Annotated in this window: 15 protein-coding genes; 13 read left to right on the top strand and 2 right to left on the bottom strand. The window is 42.8% G+C overall.

What is annotated here, in order from left to right; genetic code table 11:
* Positions 1–239 (bottom strand): IS630 transposase-related protein (locus BLR43_RS09090; protein WP_093070614.1); only part of this gene is annotated, 239 nt, incomplete at its 3' end.
* Between the two features lie 436 nt (positions 240–675).
* Here BLR43_RS09090 and BLR43_RS09085 point away from each other — a divergent pair.
* The 10 genes from BLR43_RS09085 (at position 676) to BLR43_RS09040 (ending at position 11,777) form a co-directional block, all read left to right on the top strand.
* A complete protein-coding gene (locus BLR43_RS09085; protein WP_093070612.1) occupies positions 676–1,350 on the top strand; it encodes a hypothetical protein in 675 nt (224 codons plus the stop codon).
* A gap of 75 nt (positions 1,351–1,425) precedes the next feature.
* Positions 1,426–1,944, top strand: coding sequence for a BLUF domain-containing protein (locus BLR43_RS09080; protein ID WP_093070610.1), 519 nt, complete (start codon positions 1,426–1,428; stop codon positions 1,942–1,944).
* A gap of 57 nt (positions 1,945–2,001) precedes the next feature.
* The gene (locus tag BLR43_RS09075) at positions 2,002–2,439 is read left to right on the top strand and encodes a BLUF domain-containing protein (RefSeq protein WP_093070607.1); all 438 of its coding nucleotides are present in this window, start codon (positions 2,002–2,004) and stop codon (positions 2,437–2,439) included.
* A gap of 454 nt (positions 2,440–2,893) precedes the next feature.
* The gene (locus tag BLR43_RS09070; protein WP_071002199.1) at positions 2,894–3,217 is read left to right on the top strand and encodes an H-NS histone family protein; all 324 of its coding nucleotides are present in this window, start codon (positions 2,894–2,896) and stop codon (positions 3,215–3,217) included.
* Between the two features lie 242 nt (positions 3,218–3,459).
* The gene (gene gspN / locus BLR43_RS09065; protein ID WP_093070605.1) at positions 3,460–4,296 is read left to right on the top strand and encodes a type II secretion system protein N; all 837 of its coding nucleotides are present in this window, start codon (positions 3,460–3,462) and stop codon (positions 4,294–4,296) included.
* Positions 4,297–5,193, top strand: coding sequence for a type II secretion system protein N (locus BLR43_RS09060; protein ID WP_093070602.1), 897 nt, complete (start codon positions 4,297–4,299; stop codon positions 5,191–5,193). It begins immediately after the preceding gene.
* A 78-nt stretch (positions 5,194–5,271) separates the two neighbouring features.
* A complete protein-coding gene (gene gspD / locus BLR43_RS09055) occupies positions 5,272–7,530 on the top strand; it encodes a type II secretion system secretin GspD (protein ID WP_093070600.1) in 2,259 nt (752 codons plus the stop codon).
* 512 nt (positions 7,531–8,042) lie between these two features.
* On the top strand, positions 8,043–9,029 hold the full coding sequence (locus BLR43_RS09050; protein ID WP_071002196.1) for a TatD family hydrolase: 987 nt from the start codon (positions 8,043–8,045) through the stop codon (positions 9,027–9,029).
* A 69-nt stretch (positions 9,030–9,098) separates the two neighbouring features.
* The gene (locus tag BLR43_RS09045; RefSeq protein WP_071002195.1) at positions 9,099–9,980 is read left to right on the top strand and encodes a tRNA threonylcarbamoyladenosine dehydratase; all 882 of its coding nucleotides are present in this window, start codon (positions 9,099–9,101) and stop codon (positions 9,978–9,980) included.
* A 21-nt stretch (positions 9,981–10,001) separates the two neighbouring features.
* The gene (locus BLR43_RS09040) at positions 10,002–11,777 is read left to right on the top strand and encodes a GAF domain-containing hybrid sensor histidine kinase/response regulator (protein WP_227674134.1); all 1,776 of its coding nucleotides are present in this window, start codon (positions 10,002–10,004) and stop codon (positions 11,775–11,777) included.
* 218 nt (positions 11,778–11,995) lie between these two features.
* On the opposite strand, the gene efp is transcribed toward BLR43_RS09040, so the two are convergent.
* On the bottom strand, positions 11,996–12,568 hold the full coding sequence (gene efp / locus BLR43_RS09035; RefSeq protein WP_058025610.1) for an elongation factor P: 573 nt from the start codon (positions 12,566–12,568) through the stop codon (positions 11,996–11,998).
* 162 nt (positions 12,569–12,730) lie between these two features.
* Here efp and epmB point away from each other — a divergent pair, with 162 nt between their 5' ends.
* The 3 genes from epmB (at position 12,731) to BLR43_RS09020 (ending at position 18,332) form a co-directional block, all read left to right on the top strand.
* A complete protein-coding gene (epmB, locus tag BLR43_RS09030) occupies positions 12,731–13,738 on the top strand; it encodes an EF-P beta-lysylation protein EpmB (protein WP_093070595.1) in 1,008 nt (335 codons plus the stop codon).
* Between the two features lie 291 nt (positions 13,739–14,029).
* On the top strand, positions 14,030–15,769 hold the full coding sequence (locus tag BLR43_RS09025) for a hypothetical protein (protein WP_093070592.1): 1,740 nt from the start codon (positions 14,030–14,032) through the stop codon (positions 15,767–15,769).
* 475 nt (positions 15,770–16,244) lie between these two features.
* Positions 16,245–18,332: an EAL domain-containing protein gene (locus tag BLR43_RS09020; protein ID WP_093070590.1), complete on the top strand. Its 2,088-nt coding sequence runs from the start codon at positions 16,245–16,247 to the stop codon at positions 18,330–18,332.
* The last annotated feature ends 10 nt before the right edge of the window (positions 18,333–18,342 follow it).

Here is an 18,342-nt window from a genome sequence, read left to right as displayed (position 1 = left end):
TTTAGACGACGAGCTCGCTCATACTGGTAATCATCGGGATACTCTTTGACATCATTAAGTAGCACATCATCTGGTATTTTATAGGGCTTGGTTTGCCTGGTTGTTTTACTATGAACACGCCGCTTCCAGTTCTGTATGGTGGTTGGGCTCAGATTATAAGACTCAGCCGCCTCGGCAAAGGTCATACCCTCGTCTAAGCTTTTTAGTACCTGTTTGCGAAAATCTAGTGAGTAAGTCATGGTCTTTATAATAACAATTGGATTTGATAATTAATTTATAACACTTTTAGGTGGAATTGACTATATTGAGTGGTTTATCAAGGAAGTGTGGTTATTCACTGTTGTATATAACCGTTATTTTTTAAAAGCGTTGTTGCCATTATTTTATTTTCAATTTTTATATTAAAATTTATAAAAACTACCTTTCATACCTTATATAAACCGTTTGTGCTATCCAATTCAATTAGTGGTAACAGTCTATTGATGACATTGATATACTCTATTTAATTAAATAGTGTAGCTGATTTTAAGCGCCAAGGTTGCATGTAAAGCATCAGTTAACAATAAATTCAAATCTATCAGAGTTTGGCCATTCATGGCTGAAAAGAACAAAATTATCTGGGTCGGTGTCTTATCGGTAAGATGCCTATCTTGCTGTCAATATTGAATATAAAGCATGAACTACGGTGACGTGTTTCGCAAAAGCGATTTAGGTAGAGCAGAAATAAAGTCTCAAAGTCTCGGTATATTGCCGCGAGAAGCGAGAACATTGCTGATTATGATTGATGGCAAGCGCACGTATCAAAACTACCTTGATACGCTTGATAATAGCAAAATGTTTGCTGATTTTGACGGTGTTGGGCCTTTATTTGAGTTGCTTTTAGAGCTTGATTGTATTGAACTGATTGGTGCTGCTAACGCTAGTTCGCAAATCCAAACAGCGCCTCAGGTATCTACTGTAACCGAAGCACCTACTATTCCTCAAGTACCAGTCGCTAAGCAACCTCAATCTACAGGCAACTCATTTGATGTCAGTACTGAGATAGAGTTCGATCGTACTTTTAATAGCAAACCGCCAAGCAAAATTGCAGAGACTGGCAAAAAGTCTATCGGTAGTATGTTTAAGGCAAAAGTTGCTGGTGCCAACTATGGAACCCTTAAATCTGACTTGGCGACCTACATTGAAAAAAATGCACCACCTGCAGAAGCTTGGGGCTATTTACTGAGTCTAGAGCAGTGTGAGGACAGCGCGCAATTATTACTGTTGGCACAAGAAGTACAAAAGAGCAGTAACGCGAATCTAGCACGTGGTATGAGCAAATTTATGAAAAAAATTCAACAGTCACGTTAGTACGGCCATTGATGAGTGATTAGCAATACCTGCACCGCCTTTTTTATAAATCTAGCAAATTAATTGGAAAAAATTATGGAATCAGTCGATCTCTCAGAGTCAAATAGTCTAAAAATGCGGCAGGGTGAGCATATCATTTTGCGTCTGACTTATATCAGCCGTTACAACACTGATAATGCTAATGGTGAGGTCACTCGTATCCTTGAGCAGGCTCGGCAAAACAATGAGCGCAATGGCATCACTGGTGCGTTGGTGTTTAACCATAACTACTTTTTACAAAGTATCGAAGGGGCTAGGCCGATTATCAATGGCTTGCTTAGAAAGCTTGTGCAAGATGAGCGTCATCATTCCCTGCAAGTCATAGAATGCCGTGAGGTTGAGCAGCGTCATTGGAACAAATGGTCAATGAAGTATTTGATTCCAAGCGATGAGAACAAGGGGCTGGCACTGAAGTTTTCGACAGGTAACGAATTCAATCCTTATTTGATGAGCACCAATCAGATTATGATGTTGATTGACACCTTATCAGAGCTTCAAGAGCAAGAAGAGCAGCGTGCCTCTCAAAAGAAAAAACCGTGGTATGCCCTTGGTTAATTGAGTAATGCCTATAAATGCGATCCGCTTTCATAATATTTGTATAAGAGAACAAACATGACATCAACACACGCAGATGCCCATATCTTAGTGAGCATGACCTATGCTAGCCGTGCAAACCCAAATGTATCAGCGACCGATTTCAATGAAATATTACAGCAAGCACAGATAAATAACGCTGCTAATAGTATCACTGGGATGCTAACGTTCAATAAAGATTATTTTTTGCAGACGATAGAAGGCCCAAGAGCGCAAATTAATCGATTGCTATACAGTCTCATTTCCGATGAGCGTCATCACGACCTACAGATTATTGACACACGTGAGCTAAAGCATAGGGAGTGGGCGAAATGGTCGATGAACTATGCGTCTCCGACCGAAGAGAACGCCGCAATCTATTTAAAGTACTCTACGACTATTGGTTTTAACCCTTACCTGCTAAATGCTGAATCTGCTCATGGGTTGATGAATGAGCTGAGTGCACAAAAAGGCTAAATAAAAGTCGTTAGGGTTTAGACAAGCATTCGTTCGCAAGCTCATATACTTTTGCTACAGCGCCTAATTATTAGATGCTAATAAAGCAGATTTATTAATATAGTGTATGAATGAATATTATTTTATTAAAAAATGAAAAAGTACTAATATTCAGGGAATACCGCATTTAAGAAACACTATAGAAAATAGAAATTTGTTGAGTTAAGTTTTGATAAGTAATTATTGTCGATAGCCATTTGCTATATAAGGTATAATGAATGCTTGTGTTTGCCAGCAATATTTTTATTATTCATGTTTATTAAAATAATTATGAATAATCTTTGATTAATCAAAAATCAAATTAACCCTTAAAAACTATTAATTTTTGAATAATGAATGAGTCATCATTCAGGTATCTCAATAGGTACAATGTCTCTATTGAGGTGATATTTTTTATCCGACAGTTGGACTTACTATGAGTAAAAATAACGCAATTGATTTAGATAACTTAAACGTAGATGAACTACGTGCCATCAGCGAAAATGCACAGCAGCTTATTGCCAAAAAACAGCATCAGCGTTTGTATGATGCTTATATTCAGTTTGAGCAAATTGCAGAAGACAGCAACGCTACGATTGAAGAGATCTTAAAAGCTGGTGAAAAACTAGAGAAAAAACGCAGTATTAAGTATCGCAATACTGATAACAAGGAAGAAACTTGGACTGGTCGCGGACGTAAGCCAACATGGTTGGTTGAAGCGCTAGCAGCAGGTCGTGGCCTTGAAGATTTTGCTATCTAATTAGGCTATCCAATTAGATAGTTTCGAGTCGTAACACAGTACGAGACGGAGCTTGTCAGTCTTATGGATAATGGTTTATTTACAATCATTTAGTCATAAGCACTGAAGCTTTGCAAAATAAAAAAGCCAGTATCTCTATTGCCAATATTTTGGTAAAAAGATACTGGCTTTTTTTCTGTCATCTATAGGTCATTGTTTGTTATGATAATGACGTTTTTGTCTTATATAAGAGTTGTGCAACCGTGGCCCAAGTATCTGAGTTGTCTCATAAGCGTCCCCGCAAGCTTTGGTGGCTGATCGGATTTGTATTGTTTGCCTTATTTGCTGTATTGCAAATGCCAGCGGCATGGTTAGTCCAAAAGTATGCACCCAATACGCCTTATGTGCAGCATGTGTCTGGCAATGTATGGCAGGGCTCTGCCATTTGGCAAATTCCTCTATCATCGACACCGCTCACAGGGATGGCCAAATGGTCATGGCAGCCATGGCAACTGCTCACAGGCAAGCTTGGTGCCGAGGTGACTATCAACTCAGAGCAAACGAGGTTGAACGGACAGGTAAAGCTGGGTTTAAACTCATGGCAAGTTGATGATATGAGCGGAAAGATTGCTCCTGAGTCTTTGGTAAGTGTGGTTGATTGGCAACTGCCTAACACACCCATTCAAGTCAATGGCGTTTCGTTAAAGCGTCAGTCTAGCGACAATGCATCATCGGAATCCGCTGAGAATGAGTCTGCTAAAAATGCGGCGGGATTTAGTGAAGCTGATGGTCAGTTGACCTGGGTTGGCGGTGAAGTCGGCTATCCAAGTGGTGGTAAGGTTTTTTATATTACTATGCCTGCATTGCGAGCTGAGCTGAGTGCTGAGCAAAAAAACAATAAAAATCTGCTGCATATCAATCTATTGAATAATCAAGATAAGCGTTTGGGCGATCTGTATATAGACGGGGATAACATGCTAGATGTCAGTCTGACTCAGCGCCTACTAGAAAACATGCCTGAATATAAAGGGCAAGCACCGCAGGATACACCAGTCGTTAGTGTGCGCCAGCCGCTGCTAGCTGGTCTGGGGGCACCTTAAATGTCAAATATTGCTGCCAGCTTAAAGCCTGTCGTGAATACTCTCAATCGTTTTTCAGGGTGGTTGTTGCTACTGGCAATTGCTTGGTTATGTTGGACAGCGGCGCGTCTTTTGTGGTTACTATTAGCAGCGCCCTTAGCACCAGCATTGCCGCTAGCCCCTTTGCAAAACAATACAAAGTCTGCCAATGACTATAGTGGTTTGTTTGCGATATTTGCGGACCCTGACCCTATTGCAGCGGCAGTCCAGCCACCACCCAATGTTGAGCTTAAAGGCGTACTACTCGCCATACCGGAGAGCATGTCTTCAGCGTTGCTTAACATAAATGGTGAGGTGAAAAATTACCGAATTGGTGATGGACTAAAAGACAGCGACTATATTCTTGTCGCTGTTGACTGGAATTCGGTTATTATCGCGGATGCCAATGATAAAGAAACAGTGATTGGCATGCCAGATGCTATGCCGCTAGATCAAAGTGACATGCTGGCAGGCGCGGTTAGTAACCAGCGTCTACCCAATAACAATATGCTGCCGACAGCGCCCCAGACCCTACAAGATACGCCGCCTGAGCCGACAGAGACGAATAGTGAAAGCAGTCCGCAAACGGCGATTGAAGAAGCGGTCACCGCGCTGCAAGAAAATCCTGCCAGTTATTTGAGTAGAATGGGGGTGATGGCCTCAGGTGAAAGCTATCAAGTCACCGCAGCGATGCCAACAAAATTACGCAATCGACTGGGACTAGAGCCAGGCGACAAAGTGTTGACAGTAAACGGGCAAAACGTGGGCAATAATCCTGCTCAGGATGCAAGCGTATTACAGCAAGTACAGCAAGCAGGCGAAGCACAAATCGAGGTTCAACGTGGTGAGCAAGTTATTACTATCCGCCAGCAGTTCTAATAAGACGGACTTTTAGCAAAGAGTGCTCGTTAAACACTCAGTACATATGACGCAATATCACTGTAGGTAATTATCAATATGGTAAGTTTTCATCAATTTTCAGCCACACCGTTACACCGTATCCTGCCGCGTTTGATGCGCCTGTGTCGTCCTCTTTGCCTAGCGGTACCCTTATGGGCTGCTAGCATGGGCCTAGCGAGTGCTGAGAGCTGGAAGGTAAACTTACAAGATGCTGATATCAAAGCCTTTATTAATGAGGTGGCAACCATCACCGACCAAAACTTTGTCCTTGATCCTCGTATCAACGGCAATGTGACGGTCATCTCAAACAAAGCCTTATCGCGTGATGAGATTTATCAGCTGTTCTTAAGTGTCATGCAGGTCAATGGGATTGCAGCGATAGAGTCAGGTACGACAATCAAACTGGTGCCAGATAATGTCGCCAAGCAGTCTGGTGTCGCTGTTGATTTACGCGGCAATAGTGTCGGTGAGTCGCTCGCAACCCGAGTGATTTATTTGACGAATACTCAAGCAGCAGAAGTATTGGGCGTTATAAGACCTTTAATGCCGCAGTCTGCACATGCCGCCGCTGTGCCTGGTGTGAACGCGCTGGTGCTATCAGATCGCGCGGATAGCCTGAACCAACTCACGGCCCTTATCCGTGACTTGGACAGCAATGTCAATGATAGTCTGCAAGTGATACCACTACGCCACGTCGATGCCGAACGTATGATGGAGCTAATCAGTGCCTTGGTGGCAAGCGCTAGTAGCGGACAAGCACAAGGTGGTAATAATCAACTCAAAGTGATCGCTGATTCATCAAGTGATCGATTGCTGGTCAAAGGCAGCCCTGAGATGATTGCCAAAGTTCAGGAGATGGTTAATCAACTAGATACCACACCGACAAGAAGACTGAGCGGTTTACGTGTCTTTCGCCTAAAGTATGCCAGCGCCAGTCATATTGCTGATATGCTACGAGGCCTTTTGGCCAATCAATCGATTAATAGCGCTGGAGCCACCTCAACGTTAGAGTCCGCTTCTTTAAATGATGCAAGCAGTACAGGGGCAACCATTAACAGTGCGGCGAGTGAGAGTATTGGCAGTAGCAGTAGTACATCAGTTGTGCCTGCTAGCAATACAAGTGGAAGCGGTACAGGCGTTGGTGGAAAACCCTTTAGTATTATCGCTGACGAGACGCAAAATGCCGTTATCGTCAATGCAGATCCTGAACTGATGTTTGAGATTGAAGATGCGGTCAATCAATTGGACAGTCGCCGCGCACAAGTCTTGATTCAAGCTGCTATCGTCGAAGTTTCAGGTGATGATGCAACCCAGCTAGGCGTTCAGTGGGCGCTTGGTAATGCCAATAGTGGCTATGGTGTCGTCAACTTCAATAATGTCGGTGCTAGTGCGACCACCTTGGCCGCTGCCGCATTGGGTGGTAGTGCTGCTGCGGGCGCCGCAGGTATTAGCTCCGCTGCCAGCTCTATCGTTGGTGCTTTGGTTGGGATTGGCGATAGCCGAAAAGACAGTCAGGGTAATACGGAATTTTATGGTGCCATTTTGCAAGCACTCGACTCTTCTACCAGTGCCAATCTATTGTCCATGCCGTCTATTTTGACATTGGATAATGAAAAGGCCAGTATCTTGGTTGGTCAAAACGTACCTTTTGTCACAGGTTCTTATACTACCAGTGGTAACAACTCAAACAACCCTTTTCAGACCATTGATCGTCAAGATATTGGTATCAATCTTAACGTTATCCCTCATATTGGTGATAATGGCACCGTACGTTTGGAGGTCTCACAAGAAGTATCTTCCGTCGTACCAGGTACTACTGGCAATGCTAGTGGTTTGACTACCAATAAAAGTCTCATTAATACAACGATTTTAGCCGATGATCAGCAGACCATCGCCCTAGGTGGTTTGATGCGTGACAATAGTACCACACGCCAGCAAAAAGTTCCGGGCTTAGGAAATGTACCAGTGATTGGCAGGTTGTTCCGCTCTGACAATGACAGTACTCAAAAGAGTAACTTGATTATATTTTTACAACCAACCATCTTACGTGATGGTGGCGCGGTTGCCAGTGTGACCGAGCGTAAATTTAACCAGATGCGTGTACTGCAATTGGTCATCGATAAAAATGGTACGATCAAACAGCTCCCTTTGAGCGGAACACAGGGCTGGGATGGTAATGTCGATGCAGACTATGAATTGATGCCGCTCAACCCCCTTATTCCTAAGCGCGATCAAACCCCGCGGTCAACCCCTCAAGGTTTCACTAAGGTAGATAGTCCCAACGATGGTATAACGACATATCCTCTCAATCGTTAAAGCAGTTATTAACCACCACTTTAAACAACTGATATATTAAATCAGCACAAGCCAATGTACGGTGTAATAAACAAAAATTACATCATACATTGGCTTGCGTATTCGTAACACAGCTAAACAGAGCGACCGTCGTATTTTACGTATACTAAACTTTAGTGAGATAAAAATAGGTATGCACATTTATATCCATAAAATTGGTGCTGTATCAATAGGTAGAGACAATCATGGCAAATCATAAAAGGGGTAAAAGTTGGCTGGTCTTGGGTGCTGTGGCCACCGCCTTATTGATTATTCCTCGGCGTAGTAGTCGAAAATCCGATAAGGTGACTGACACTAATATCGCAAATTTAAAAAATAAGAATGCTCATCACGGGGATAAGGATACCCAGTAGGGGCGCATAGCGCTTTATAATAAACGAGGCATTGCTTGAATAAGCTGTTACTACAACCATGTGTATAATATGATGGTTGATAAGGTATTTTGCTAAACACGTTGTTTTTGGAGTGTATTTATGTCTGGTCCTGAGTCATCAAATAGGGTAAATCAAGCCTTGAGCAATTGTTATCCGCTCATTGATACCCACACACATTTTGATGCGCCAGTATTTGATAATGATCGAGAGCAACAGGTGCAAAAAGCTTACCATCAAGGTATACGTCATCTTGTGCTGGTTGGTTATCTTTATCAGCATTTTGAGCGTATGTATGACACTAAGCAGTTGATCGATAAGTTATCAAAGCGTTTTGGCATAGACACTGGCGAGCATAACGAGTCTGATTTCTGTACCCATATTGCGCTAGGCTTACATCCTTTTTATATCGAGCAGCATACTGATGCTCATTTGACAGAATTGGCACAAATGGTTGCTGCCTGTCGACCATTAGCCATTGGTGAAATTGGCTTGGATACCTTTACTGACGCAATGAAAGAGCCTGATGTTTTTGATAAACAAAAGCGGTTCTTTAAGGCGCAGCTAGATATCGCTGTGACCTATCAGTTGCCAGTGATGCTTCATATTCGTAAGGCGCATGCCGAAGCGCTTGCTATATTAAAAGCGCATGAATACGATGCTCATACATTGGGCGGTATTGCGCATAGTTTTAGTGGTGGTGAACAAGAAGCCAAGGCATTTGTGAAACTAGGGTTTAAGCTGGGTGTTACAGGTCAGGTGACCAATCCGAACGCCAAAAAACTGCGCCGTGCTATTCAGGCCGCTGTGGATACATATGGTATTGAGTGCTTGGTGATTGAGACAGACTGTCCGGACATGACGCCGATTATGTGTCAAAATTCAAATAGTCAGCATTCAGCCGTTGGACAAAGCCTAGACAATGAATGGGAGGCAGCCCACGCACATGATAGGAATATTCCTGCTAATTTGCCTTGGGTATTGTCGAGTTTAAGTGAATTATTGGGTGTCTCACAGGATAAACTTGCTAAGCAGTTATGGCAAAATAGCTGCGATGCTCTAAAAGTAAACTGGGCCTACCCAACATAATTATTAAACTTATACTTAAAAGATGAAGTAAGCACAGTCAAAATATTTAAAAAGAGTATTTAAAAAGCTATGAATGAAACCAGACAAATTGAGCACCCAGTCGTAGAGCCAGTCACTACCGAATATGATAATGTACAAGCTAGCGTAGATGAAAAAAATGAGCAGTATGACCGCCGCTTCCAAGGTACGCGTACGCTTTATGGCACATCAGCTGTCAATACGTTTGCAGCGTCGCATGTTTATATCATTGGGGTAGGCGGTGTTGGTTCTTGGGCGGCAGAAGCGCTGGCACGTACGGCAGTCGGTATGATTACCTTGATTGATTTGGACGTTTTGGTGGCCTCTAATGTCAATCGGCAGCTACCGGCGTTAGACAGTACGTTTGGTCAAAGCAAAATTGAGGCAATGGCGGCACGTATTAAGGAGATCAACCCTCAAGTCACCTTAAATCTCGTTGATGATTTCTTGACCGTCGAAAACGTCGCAGCGCTACTGCCGAGTCGCCACGAAGCGAAAGCAGCTGCCGATCAAGGTAGGCCTACTGTAATTTTAGATTGCGTGGATGATATGAATGCCAAGCTGGCGATTGCCCTACATTGCCGTTTTAATAAATTAAAGCTGGTCTGTGCAGGTGGTGCAGGTGGTAAGATAGATCCAAGTCAAATAAGAGTGAGCGACTTGCGTGATAGCTATCAAGATCCATTGCTTGCCAAATTGCGTAACAAGCTGCGCCACGAAAAAGGCATCAATAGCGCGCTAAAAGAGAAGTTCGGTATCAAATGTGTTTATTCTACCGAGCCACCACATGTGGATAAGAGCTGCCAAGCAGGCGGATTACAATGTGGTGGTTATGGGTCGGCAGTGGTCGTCACATCGGTGGTCGCAATGATTATGGTCAATGAAGCGTTACAATTATTGATAAAGCAGACGAGTCACCAATCGAGCGTCTGATATTATTTAATGGAGTCGATCTTGTCTATATCTAACTCACCTAAAAGCAGCTACCCAGTAGCGGTAGATGAAGTAGAGCGTATCAACAAGTTGAAAAAATATCAGGTACTCAATGAAGATGAGGAGCCTGCATTTGATCGACTCGTTGCACTCGTAAAGCTGTTTTTTGATGTGCCGGTGGTAACGATCACTTTTATGGATGAGGAAACGCAATATTTAAAAACAGCCTGCAAATTCAACAGTGAGACTGAGAGTGTACGTACCACAACACGTGAAGTAGCCTTTTGTAATTATACGGTTTTATCTAACGAAGTCTTTGTGGTGCCAGATGCATTGGAGGACAGTCGCTTTCGTCAGAACCCATTAGTTACTGGCTTGTCTCATTTGCGGTTTTATGCGGGTGCACCGATCATTTTGCATGAGGGCAATAAAAGTTACCGGTTAGGTTCATTATGCCTGATGGATACCAAGCCCAACCATAGCTTTAGTGACCAACAAAAAGAGGTATTGGCGCAGTTTGCGATGATGGCAGCAGATGCGTTGAAGCTACAGGATAAAGAACGTGATGCCAAACACGCCAATGAGATGAAATCTAACTTTTTGGCCAATATGAGTCACGAAATACGAACACCAATGAACGGTATCATTGGTATGGTAGAGATGCTAGGTGACACCGAGCTTAGCGCTGAACAGCGAGAGTATGTAGATAACATCAAAGTCTCTAATGAGCATTTGATGGTGATTATTAATGGGATTTTGGACTTATCGAAAGTTGAGTCTGGAAAAATGTATATTGATTCTATCCCACTCAATTTATCTACATTATGTAATGAAGTGGTCAGCCTATTTTCTATTAAGGCACGTCAACGAGGTTTGACGCTAGATTACCATTATACCGAGTCGTTATTACCTTATGTAAAAGGGGATCCAGTACGTCTCAAACAAATCATTGCAAATCTTGTCAATAACGCGATTAAGTTTACTCGTGAGGGCGGGCGAGTGAGTATTGATGTCAAGCATATGGATAACTGCTATCGCGAAAATATTGACAAAAATAGCATGAGGCAGGAGACGTTAGAACGTAAGGCGGATAAAAATATGACCTTATGTATTGAGGTCACAGATACAGGTGTCGGTATAAAAGCTGAGTCATTAGAGGCAATATTTGATGCTTATGATCAAGCCAATAAATTCACGCATCGTCTCTATGGTGGTACAGGTCTTGGGCTCTCCGTCTGCAAATCTCTTGTCGATCTGATGGGTGGATATATTTGTGTCGATAGTACCGTAGGCGTTGGTACTACATTTCGAGTGTTATTGCCGCTACCGACTATTGATGAAGAGAAATACGAAGCATGGCAAGACTCTCATGATCTCACAATGGCAGAGCCTAGCCACGAGCGTGCAGGTCATATCTTATTGGTAGAAGATGATACCGTTAATGCCATTATTGCCAGAAAGGCATTGACCAATAGCGGTCATACCGTCACTCATGTGACTGACGGTCAACAAGCGATTGAAGCTTTTGCTTTGTTTCCCAAACGTTATGATGTCATCTTGATGGATCATCATATGCCGATTTTGGATGGTGTACAGGCCACTATTAAGCTGCATGAGCTTTATGACCCTCAAGAACTACCACCTATTATCGCTTTGACTGCCAATGCGATGGATGGAGAGCGCGAAAAGTACTTAAAAGTTGGTATGCAAGATTATTGCACCAAGCCCTTCAAACAGGAGCAATTAAACGCTTTAGTGCAATATTGGTTGATACAAAAGCAATTAGAAGAAGAGTAAGTCACAGGTCGTTATCATGATAATTGCCATGACAATGACTATTAAATATTAGGCGCGACTAACTAAATACTAGGCGCTACCAAACGTTAAAGGCGACTATGCGACAATAAATACAGCCGCTGTAAACACAAAAAAGCTTAACCGTTTATAGAGCGGTTAAGCTTTTTTATTAGTGATCAACACAACAATCTCAGCGACCAATCACGCTTATCGCGCTATTAGTTTACGCGAGTTTGATAGTCACCCGTACGCGTATCAACACGGACGATTTCACCTTGCTGTACAAATAGCGGTACACGTACCACGGCACCAGTTTCTAGCTTAGCCGGCTTGCCACCGCCACCTGAGGTGTCACCGCGTACACCAGGATCGGTTTCTGTGATTTGTAATTCAACAAAGTTAGGCGGCGTTACTGATAAAGGTGTGCCATTGAACAAAGTAATGGTGCATAGAGCATTGCTGTTCTCTTTTAACCACTGTATCGCGTCGCCCATCGCGTTTTTGTCAGCTTGAATTTGCTCAAAGCTTTCAGGGTGCATAAAGTGCCAAAACTCACCATCATTGTATAGATAGTTCATTTCCGTATCCATCACATCAGCCGCTTCTAAGCTGTCGCCTGATTTGAATGTTTGCTCCAGTACTTTACCACTACGAAGATTACGCAGCTTAACGCGGTTAAAGGCTTGACCTTTACCGGGTTTGACAAATTCGTTTTCAAGAATGGCACAAGGGTTGCCATCCAGCATGACTTTTAGACCAGCTTTAAATTCATTAGTAGAAAAACTTGCCACAAGAGACTCCTAGGGGTTGTAGATATGGTAGTAGATAGATATGAGGCTGACTGTACCAAAAGTTGCTGCCAAGCCAAGTGCTTACGTATTAGCGATATACTTTGATAGGGTAGACACTAAGGGCGTATAATATCCGATTTTGGGCACAGGTAGTAGGCTGTCATGATAAACCATTTAATCACACAAAAAAACTGGCAAACGCAATTATCGGAAGCCATTACCTCTGTTGACGAGTTGCTCAGTCTCCTAAAACTCGACTCACTACGTGCAGAGGTCTATGTGCCGAAGCATTTTGAGCTGCGTGTGCCGCGCGGCTTTGTGGCAAAAATGACTGTGGGCGACCGTAATGATCCGCTATTAAGACAAATACTGCCAGACCAACAAGAGCAAATCAACGTAACAGGCTATGTAGCGGATCCTTTAAGCGAAAACAGCCAAAACCCTGTCAAAGGAATGCTGCACAAGTACCAATCAAGAGTATTACTGACGATTACTGGGGCGTGCGCGATTCATTGTCGTTACTGTTTCCGTCAGCATTTCGACTATAGCGCCAATATGCCAACTGCTGATGCAAAAGAAAATATCATCAACTATATCAGCGCGCATCCTGAAATCAATGAAGTGATTTTGAGCGGGGGTGATCCTTTAAATGTGACCAATAGACGTCTGTTTGCATGGTTAGATACTTTGGAATCTATTCCGCAGCTGACGACAATTCGACTGCATACTCGTCTACCGCTGGTTATTCCAGCCCGATTGGATGACGCACTATTAGACAGACTGTCTCAAAGTCGTTGCCGTCTCGTGATGGTCATTCACTGCAATCATGCCAACGAGATTGATGATCTGACAGCAGAGTACCTTCAACGTGCTCGCGCAGCTGGCGTGACGATGCTAAATCAAGCAGTACTATTAAAAGGTGTTAACGATAATATCGATGCTCAGACAGAATTAAGCCAGCGTTTGTTTGCTTGTGGCGTACTACCGTATTATTTGTACGTATTGGATAAGGTGGCTGGTGCAGCACACTTTGATAGCGACGAGCAGTCGTCAATTGAGCTCTACTGGTCGATATTGGCAGCATTACCGGGATATTTGGTACCCAAGTTGGTCAGAGAACTGCCGAATAGGCCATTTAAGGTGCCGATTGATATTTACAAACATATTTAATGCAGGCAATATAGGGGTGCAGAAAAAACCTGTTAAAAAGAGACGATTGTTGATAAAAATTGGTCAGTGACTGATTTTTTATAAGAAGGGGGTCGCGGTATCAGGCATTATATTGATAGAACGCCTAAAATATATTGTCTAACAATAAAACTTCTATCGTTCATACCCATAGTCTCTTTAAAACAATACACAGTTTGCATGCTTTTTACCTGATATTGCTCTACTTTGTGTGGTTGCATACTTGCCTCTTGTCAACTTACTCAGAGTGACCAACAGTGAGTAGGAATACTGATGATAACTTTATCTAAGTTTCAAGAAGCCCTTTCTTCCAAAGAGCCACTACCAACGCCAAACCAATCAGTGAGCGGCCAAGAGCATCATTTGCTCAAACTATTGACAACGCTATCTTCACAAACCCAAGAGCAGCAAGCTGAGCACTTAGAAAAAGTTCTCTCCGTATTATGCGAGGCCAATATAGATGAGCTTCAATGCCTTAAACTGATGACGGCTGTGAGCGATGCTTCAGATCGGTTGATTGCCACGTTACGACAGCAGTATATTTATGAAACAGGCGCGCTGAGTGAGGTGCAGTTGGGTTATGTGGCTCAAGTAAAATCCTTGCATTATTTAATTATTTTGGCTTATGACAAGGTTGTACGTCGTCAAGAATTAATATCAAACAGTCCGCCAAAAAATATTTTAAAGAAAGGTTTTCCGCGCTATTTTAATACCAATAAAAAGCGCGCCAATACGCTTACGGTTGCCATTTATCAGTCGCTACTGAGGTACCACAAGCTATTGTGTGAAGAGGCACTTTGCTATCGCAAGCCATCAGATTATCTCTGGTTCAGAATTAATCAGTTGTACCACCTCGCTTATCAACAGCGTGTGTCTCATCTCGAGTTGAATCGAGAAACAGTGACACCCTACACAAATAGTATTCATCAGCTTTATTGCCAAATATGTTTGCATAGTTTATTGAATGTATGTGCCATGCGTCGTCCTAATGTTCTATTGGTACAACGTTTATTGCCTGAATGGTCTCATTATATTGTTGCGACAATAGAACCAACGACGGAAACACGCGTGTTCGTAGATTTACAGAGTGATAAACCACCAACGTATCTAACGCCCAACTCTGAGATAAATCCCTATGAAGATTGCTATGACTGTTTGTTTTTAGAGCTGACTCCTATGGTGCAGTATTTTAATTCACGTAGGCAGCTATCCACTGAGAGCAGTAATGTGGGGATAGGACACGGTCTGTTGAATACAATATCAATGACAGTCAGTTATCGTTATCTACAACCACAGCTCACGCTGCCTACTAAATATAGTCTCAAACACCGTGCGAGTTTAATCGCTGGTTTTAACAGTATCCATCACCATGTTGGTGACTCAAGCAGCTTTGCTAGCTTGATAGCAATAGATGAGTTATCCATAGATGAGCGCCCTCGTTATGACACGGTTAATGCAGAGCAAAACAGTAATAGCGTATTAGACATAGAGGTGTTTGACAGCCATGACAGTCTGTCATTATTTCGTACACTGCGATTGGTGCCAACAGTAGATGTCTTGAATGAAGAGCATGTTGGAGAGGAAGCTCTTGATATGGATATGATAGATGGCGAGCTTGCTGCAACCACACCGCCATCATTACATATCATGAGTTTGTTCTTACTCTGTCAACCTGATGTGACAGAGCAGCCTGATTGGTCAATAGGGGTGGTGCGCTGGCGACATTTTGATACCAAAGACAAAGAGGTTGAATGGCAATTGCTTGGTCATCAGATTGTGGCATGCGGGTTGCGCTTGGAAGGGAGGGACCCACAGAAGCATTGTTTTGTGCCCGCGCTGATTCTGGGTAAGGATGAGCAGCTGCAAACCATGAGTTCGCTGATTGTACCTTCGTCTTACTTTCAGCCTGATGATAGAGTCATCATGCGTATCAGCAGCAAACAAACCCATTTACGTTTGGGTCGTAGATTGATGATAACTGAAGGGTTTAGTCAATACGAAATAGCAAAATAATGTCTATTTATGTATTTATAGTGAAACCATTATAAAAGTGGTATAGCAAGATTAAACGCTATTTTTCGCAGCCTCTGGAGACGCAGTCACAGCAAGCAAGAAAAGTAGCATTTAATCGAGCGCGTTTTCTATGCTGTATCAATTTTATTGAGGTTCTACTATATTGAAAGAAAGAGGGGTTGCACCGTATAAGAAAAAAGGCTGATGTTTTTTTGATAATAATATTAAACAAACAAGGTCATAAGTTAACCTGCAGTCAATCAAATTATTGTCTATAATGAGCGATATTGTTACTCTAATTTATAAGATGCCTCGGGCGCTAGAATATATTACGCCAACTAAAACTCAGCTACTATCACAATACTTACTGAGCCTACTCTCTATAATGTTTTCTAAGCCAGATTAATTTTTGGAAACAGTATAAGGTGTCAAAAATAAGAGATAAAGATACAACCATAAGATTAAAAGGCCACCTATGCGCATTCAGTCCACCTTAAATCTATTAGTGATTAACGATGATCAGCTCTATGCTGAGCGTCTTGTACATCTACTGAGTGATTATTATGACAGCGTGAATTTAGGATTTTTGGATGATAAAGAAGAGCTACTAAAAGTACTGCGCCAGTCGTGGGATGTGCTGGTATTCGTTAGTGCTTATGATATGAGCTTTACGGATGTGGTTGGCATCATTCAAGAGCAGAGCATTGATTTGCCGATGATTTATTTGATGAAGGGTGAGGCAATATCGACCGCGTGTAATGATGAAGGGTTGCCTGCGGTGATGAGCGGAACCATGGTCAAAGCACTCAAGGCTGATCAAGAGATGGCTATCGTTATGGCTATCTGCTTACAGCATGACAGCTTGCGTAGTCGCCGTGAGCTCAAGAAACTACGCCATGTCCTATCAGAAGCAGAGCAACGTGCCAATGTGCTGATTAAAAACTCGAAAAGTGCAGTTGCCTATATCGATGAAGGTATCCATATCTTTGCCAATGATCCCTATCTTCAACTGTTTGGCTTTCGGTCAATGAATGATGTCATAGGGGTACCTGTGATTGATTTGATTTCAGGTGGCGATAGTGTCAAGGACTTCAAGCAATTTCTACGTCAGTTCGATAAAGGTAGCCGTGACGAAGTTGAGTTTAACTTTGAAAGCGTGCGTACGGATGGCAGTACTTTTGAGGCAAAATTACAGTTGGCATCTGCGACTTTAGATGGCGAACCCGTTACTCAGATTATCATACAACAAAATGCTAGCAACAGCGCAGAGGTTGCCAAACGCTTGGCTGAAGCAGAGCGTAAAGATAACCTGACAGGTGTGAATAATCGCCACGGCTTTGAGGAGCAAATGGCGATAGTGCACCAGCAAGCAACTCAAGGCGTGCTGACAGCAGCATTGCTCTATGTACAGCTCGATAACATTGGAAAAATAAGAAGTAGCCTCGGTCTGCAAGGAGTAGATACGACTGTCAAACAGGTTGCCTATGCACTAGATGAACTGGTATCGGATGGACATGTCAGCCGCTTTAGTGATACCGCATTTATGATACTTGTCAAAAACAAAACTACCTCAGAGCTCGAAGAGCTGGCTGAGAACATCGGTTCGCGTATCAGTGAGATGCTCATTGAGGTAGATAAGCGTACGACGAGTACCACGGTAAGTATCGCAATCGTCAAAATCGAAAAAAATACCGCAGAGCCCGCTATAATAATAGAGCGTGCTATGGATGCTATTAGCCAGATCATGGTCGAAACCTCTAACCATGGTGGTACTTATCATCTATATGATCCAAGTGAGCATGCCAATAGTGATGATCAGGCGCTTGCTGAGTCTCTGATTAATGCTATTACAAACAGTCGATTTGAGCTGTCATTTCAACCGATATATGATATCAATCAAGATCGTAGTGACTTTTTTGAAGTGTATCTACGTCTGCCATTGGCCGATGCCGATAACACGGTATTGACTCCTGATCAGTTTATGGCTGTGGCCAGAAAACACAAGCTACTTGAAAAGATAGATCGCTGGGTACTCATTAATGCGTGCAAAAAAATCAATGATGTCCGTAAAGAGCATCCTGAGGCCAGACTATTGGTGCAGCTAACCAGTGCCTCATTAATTGATAAGAAACTGCCCAATGTGGCAAGCCAACTGATCAAGGCAGTAGGCGGCGCTGCTGGTGTCTTAACGTTGCAATTTAACGAAAAAGACATCTCAGATCATTTAACTGTGGCAAAATCCCAGTTTTCGGCCCTTAACGAAGTCAACTGTCAAATGGGCATTACTAATTTTGGTTCTTCTGCCAAATCTATCGAAATTGCCAATTTAGTGCAGCCGGATATCGTGCGTTTGGCGCGTAACTATGTACAAGATATCAATTCAGCAGATAACTTAGACACGGTTAAATCACTTATCATGCGCATCAATGAGGTAAATGTTGATGTGTTAATGCCGTATATTGAAGATGCAGCGACCATGTCAGTCGCATGGAGTGTGGGGGCGCGCTATCTGCAAGGATACTATTTAGAAAAGCCTAGCAAAACGCTAAAGATTGCCAGTTAACATATTGCGA

Origin of the sequence: Psychrobacter pacificensis, assembly GCF_900101915.1 — a bacterium.
In the GTDB taxonomy this organism is placed as follows: domain Bacteria; phylum Pseudomonadota; class Gammaproteobacteria; order Pseudomonadales; family Moraxellaceae; genus Psychrobacter; species Psychrobacter pacificensis.
The sequence above is the reverse complement of the archived record's forward strand: the minus strand, read 5'-3'. Positions and strand labels throughout refer to the sequence as shown.

Coding starts and splice junctions, on each gene's coding strand:
- BLR43_RS09020 (WP_093070590.1), top strand. CDS start 16,245: ATGCGCATTCAGTCCACCTTAAATCTATTAGTGATTAACGATGATCAG.
- epmB (WP_093070595.1), top strand. CDS start 12,731: ATGATAAACCATTTAATCACACAAAAAAACTGGCAAACGCAATTATCG.
- BLR43_RS09050 (WP_071002196.1), top strand. CDS start 8,043: ATGTCTGGTCCTGAGTCATCAAATAGGGTAAATCAAGCCTTGAGCAAT.
- BLR43_RS09025 (WP_093070592.1), top strand. CDS start 14,030: ATGATAACTTTATCTAAGTTTCAAGAAGCCCTTTCTTCCAAAGAGCCA.
- BLR43_RS09045 (WP_071002195.1), top strand. CDS start 9,099: ATGAATGAAACCAGACAAATTGAGCACCCAGTCGTAGAGCCAGTCACT.
- BLR43_RS09070 (WP_071002199.1), top strand. CDS start 2,894: ATGAGTAAAAATAACGCAATTGATTTAGATAACTTAAACGTAGATGAA.
- BLR43_RS09075 (WP_093070607.1), top strand. CDS start 2,002: ATGACATCAACACACGCAGATGCCCATATCTTAGTGAGCATGACCTAT.
- BLR43_RS09060 (WP_093070602.1), top strand. CDS start 4,297: ATGTCAAATATTGCTGCCAGCTTAAAGCCTGTCGTGAATACTCTCAAT.
- BLR43_RS09085 (WP_093070612.1), top strand. CDS start 676: ATGAACTACGGTGACGTGTTTCGCAAAAGCGATTTAGGTAGAGCAGAA.
- gspD (WP_093070600.1), top strand. CDS start 5,272: ATGGTAAGTTTTCATCAATTTTCAGCCACACCGTTACACCGTATCCTG.
- BLR43_RS09080 (WP_093070610.1), top strand. CDS start 1,426: ATGGAATCAGTCGATCTCTCAGAGTCAAATAGTCTAAAAATGCGGCAG.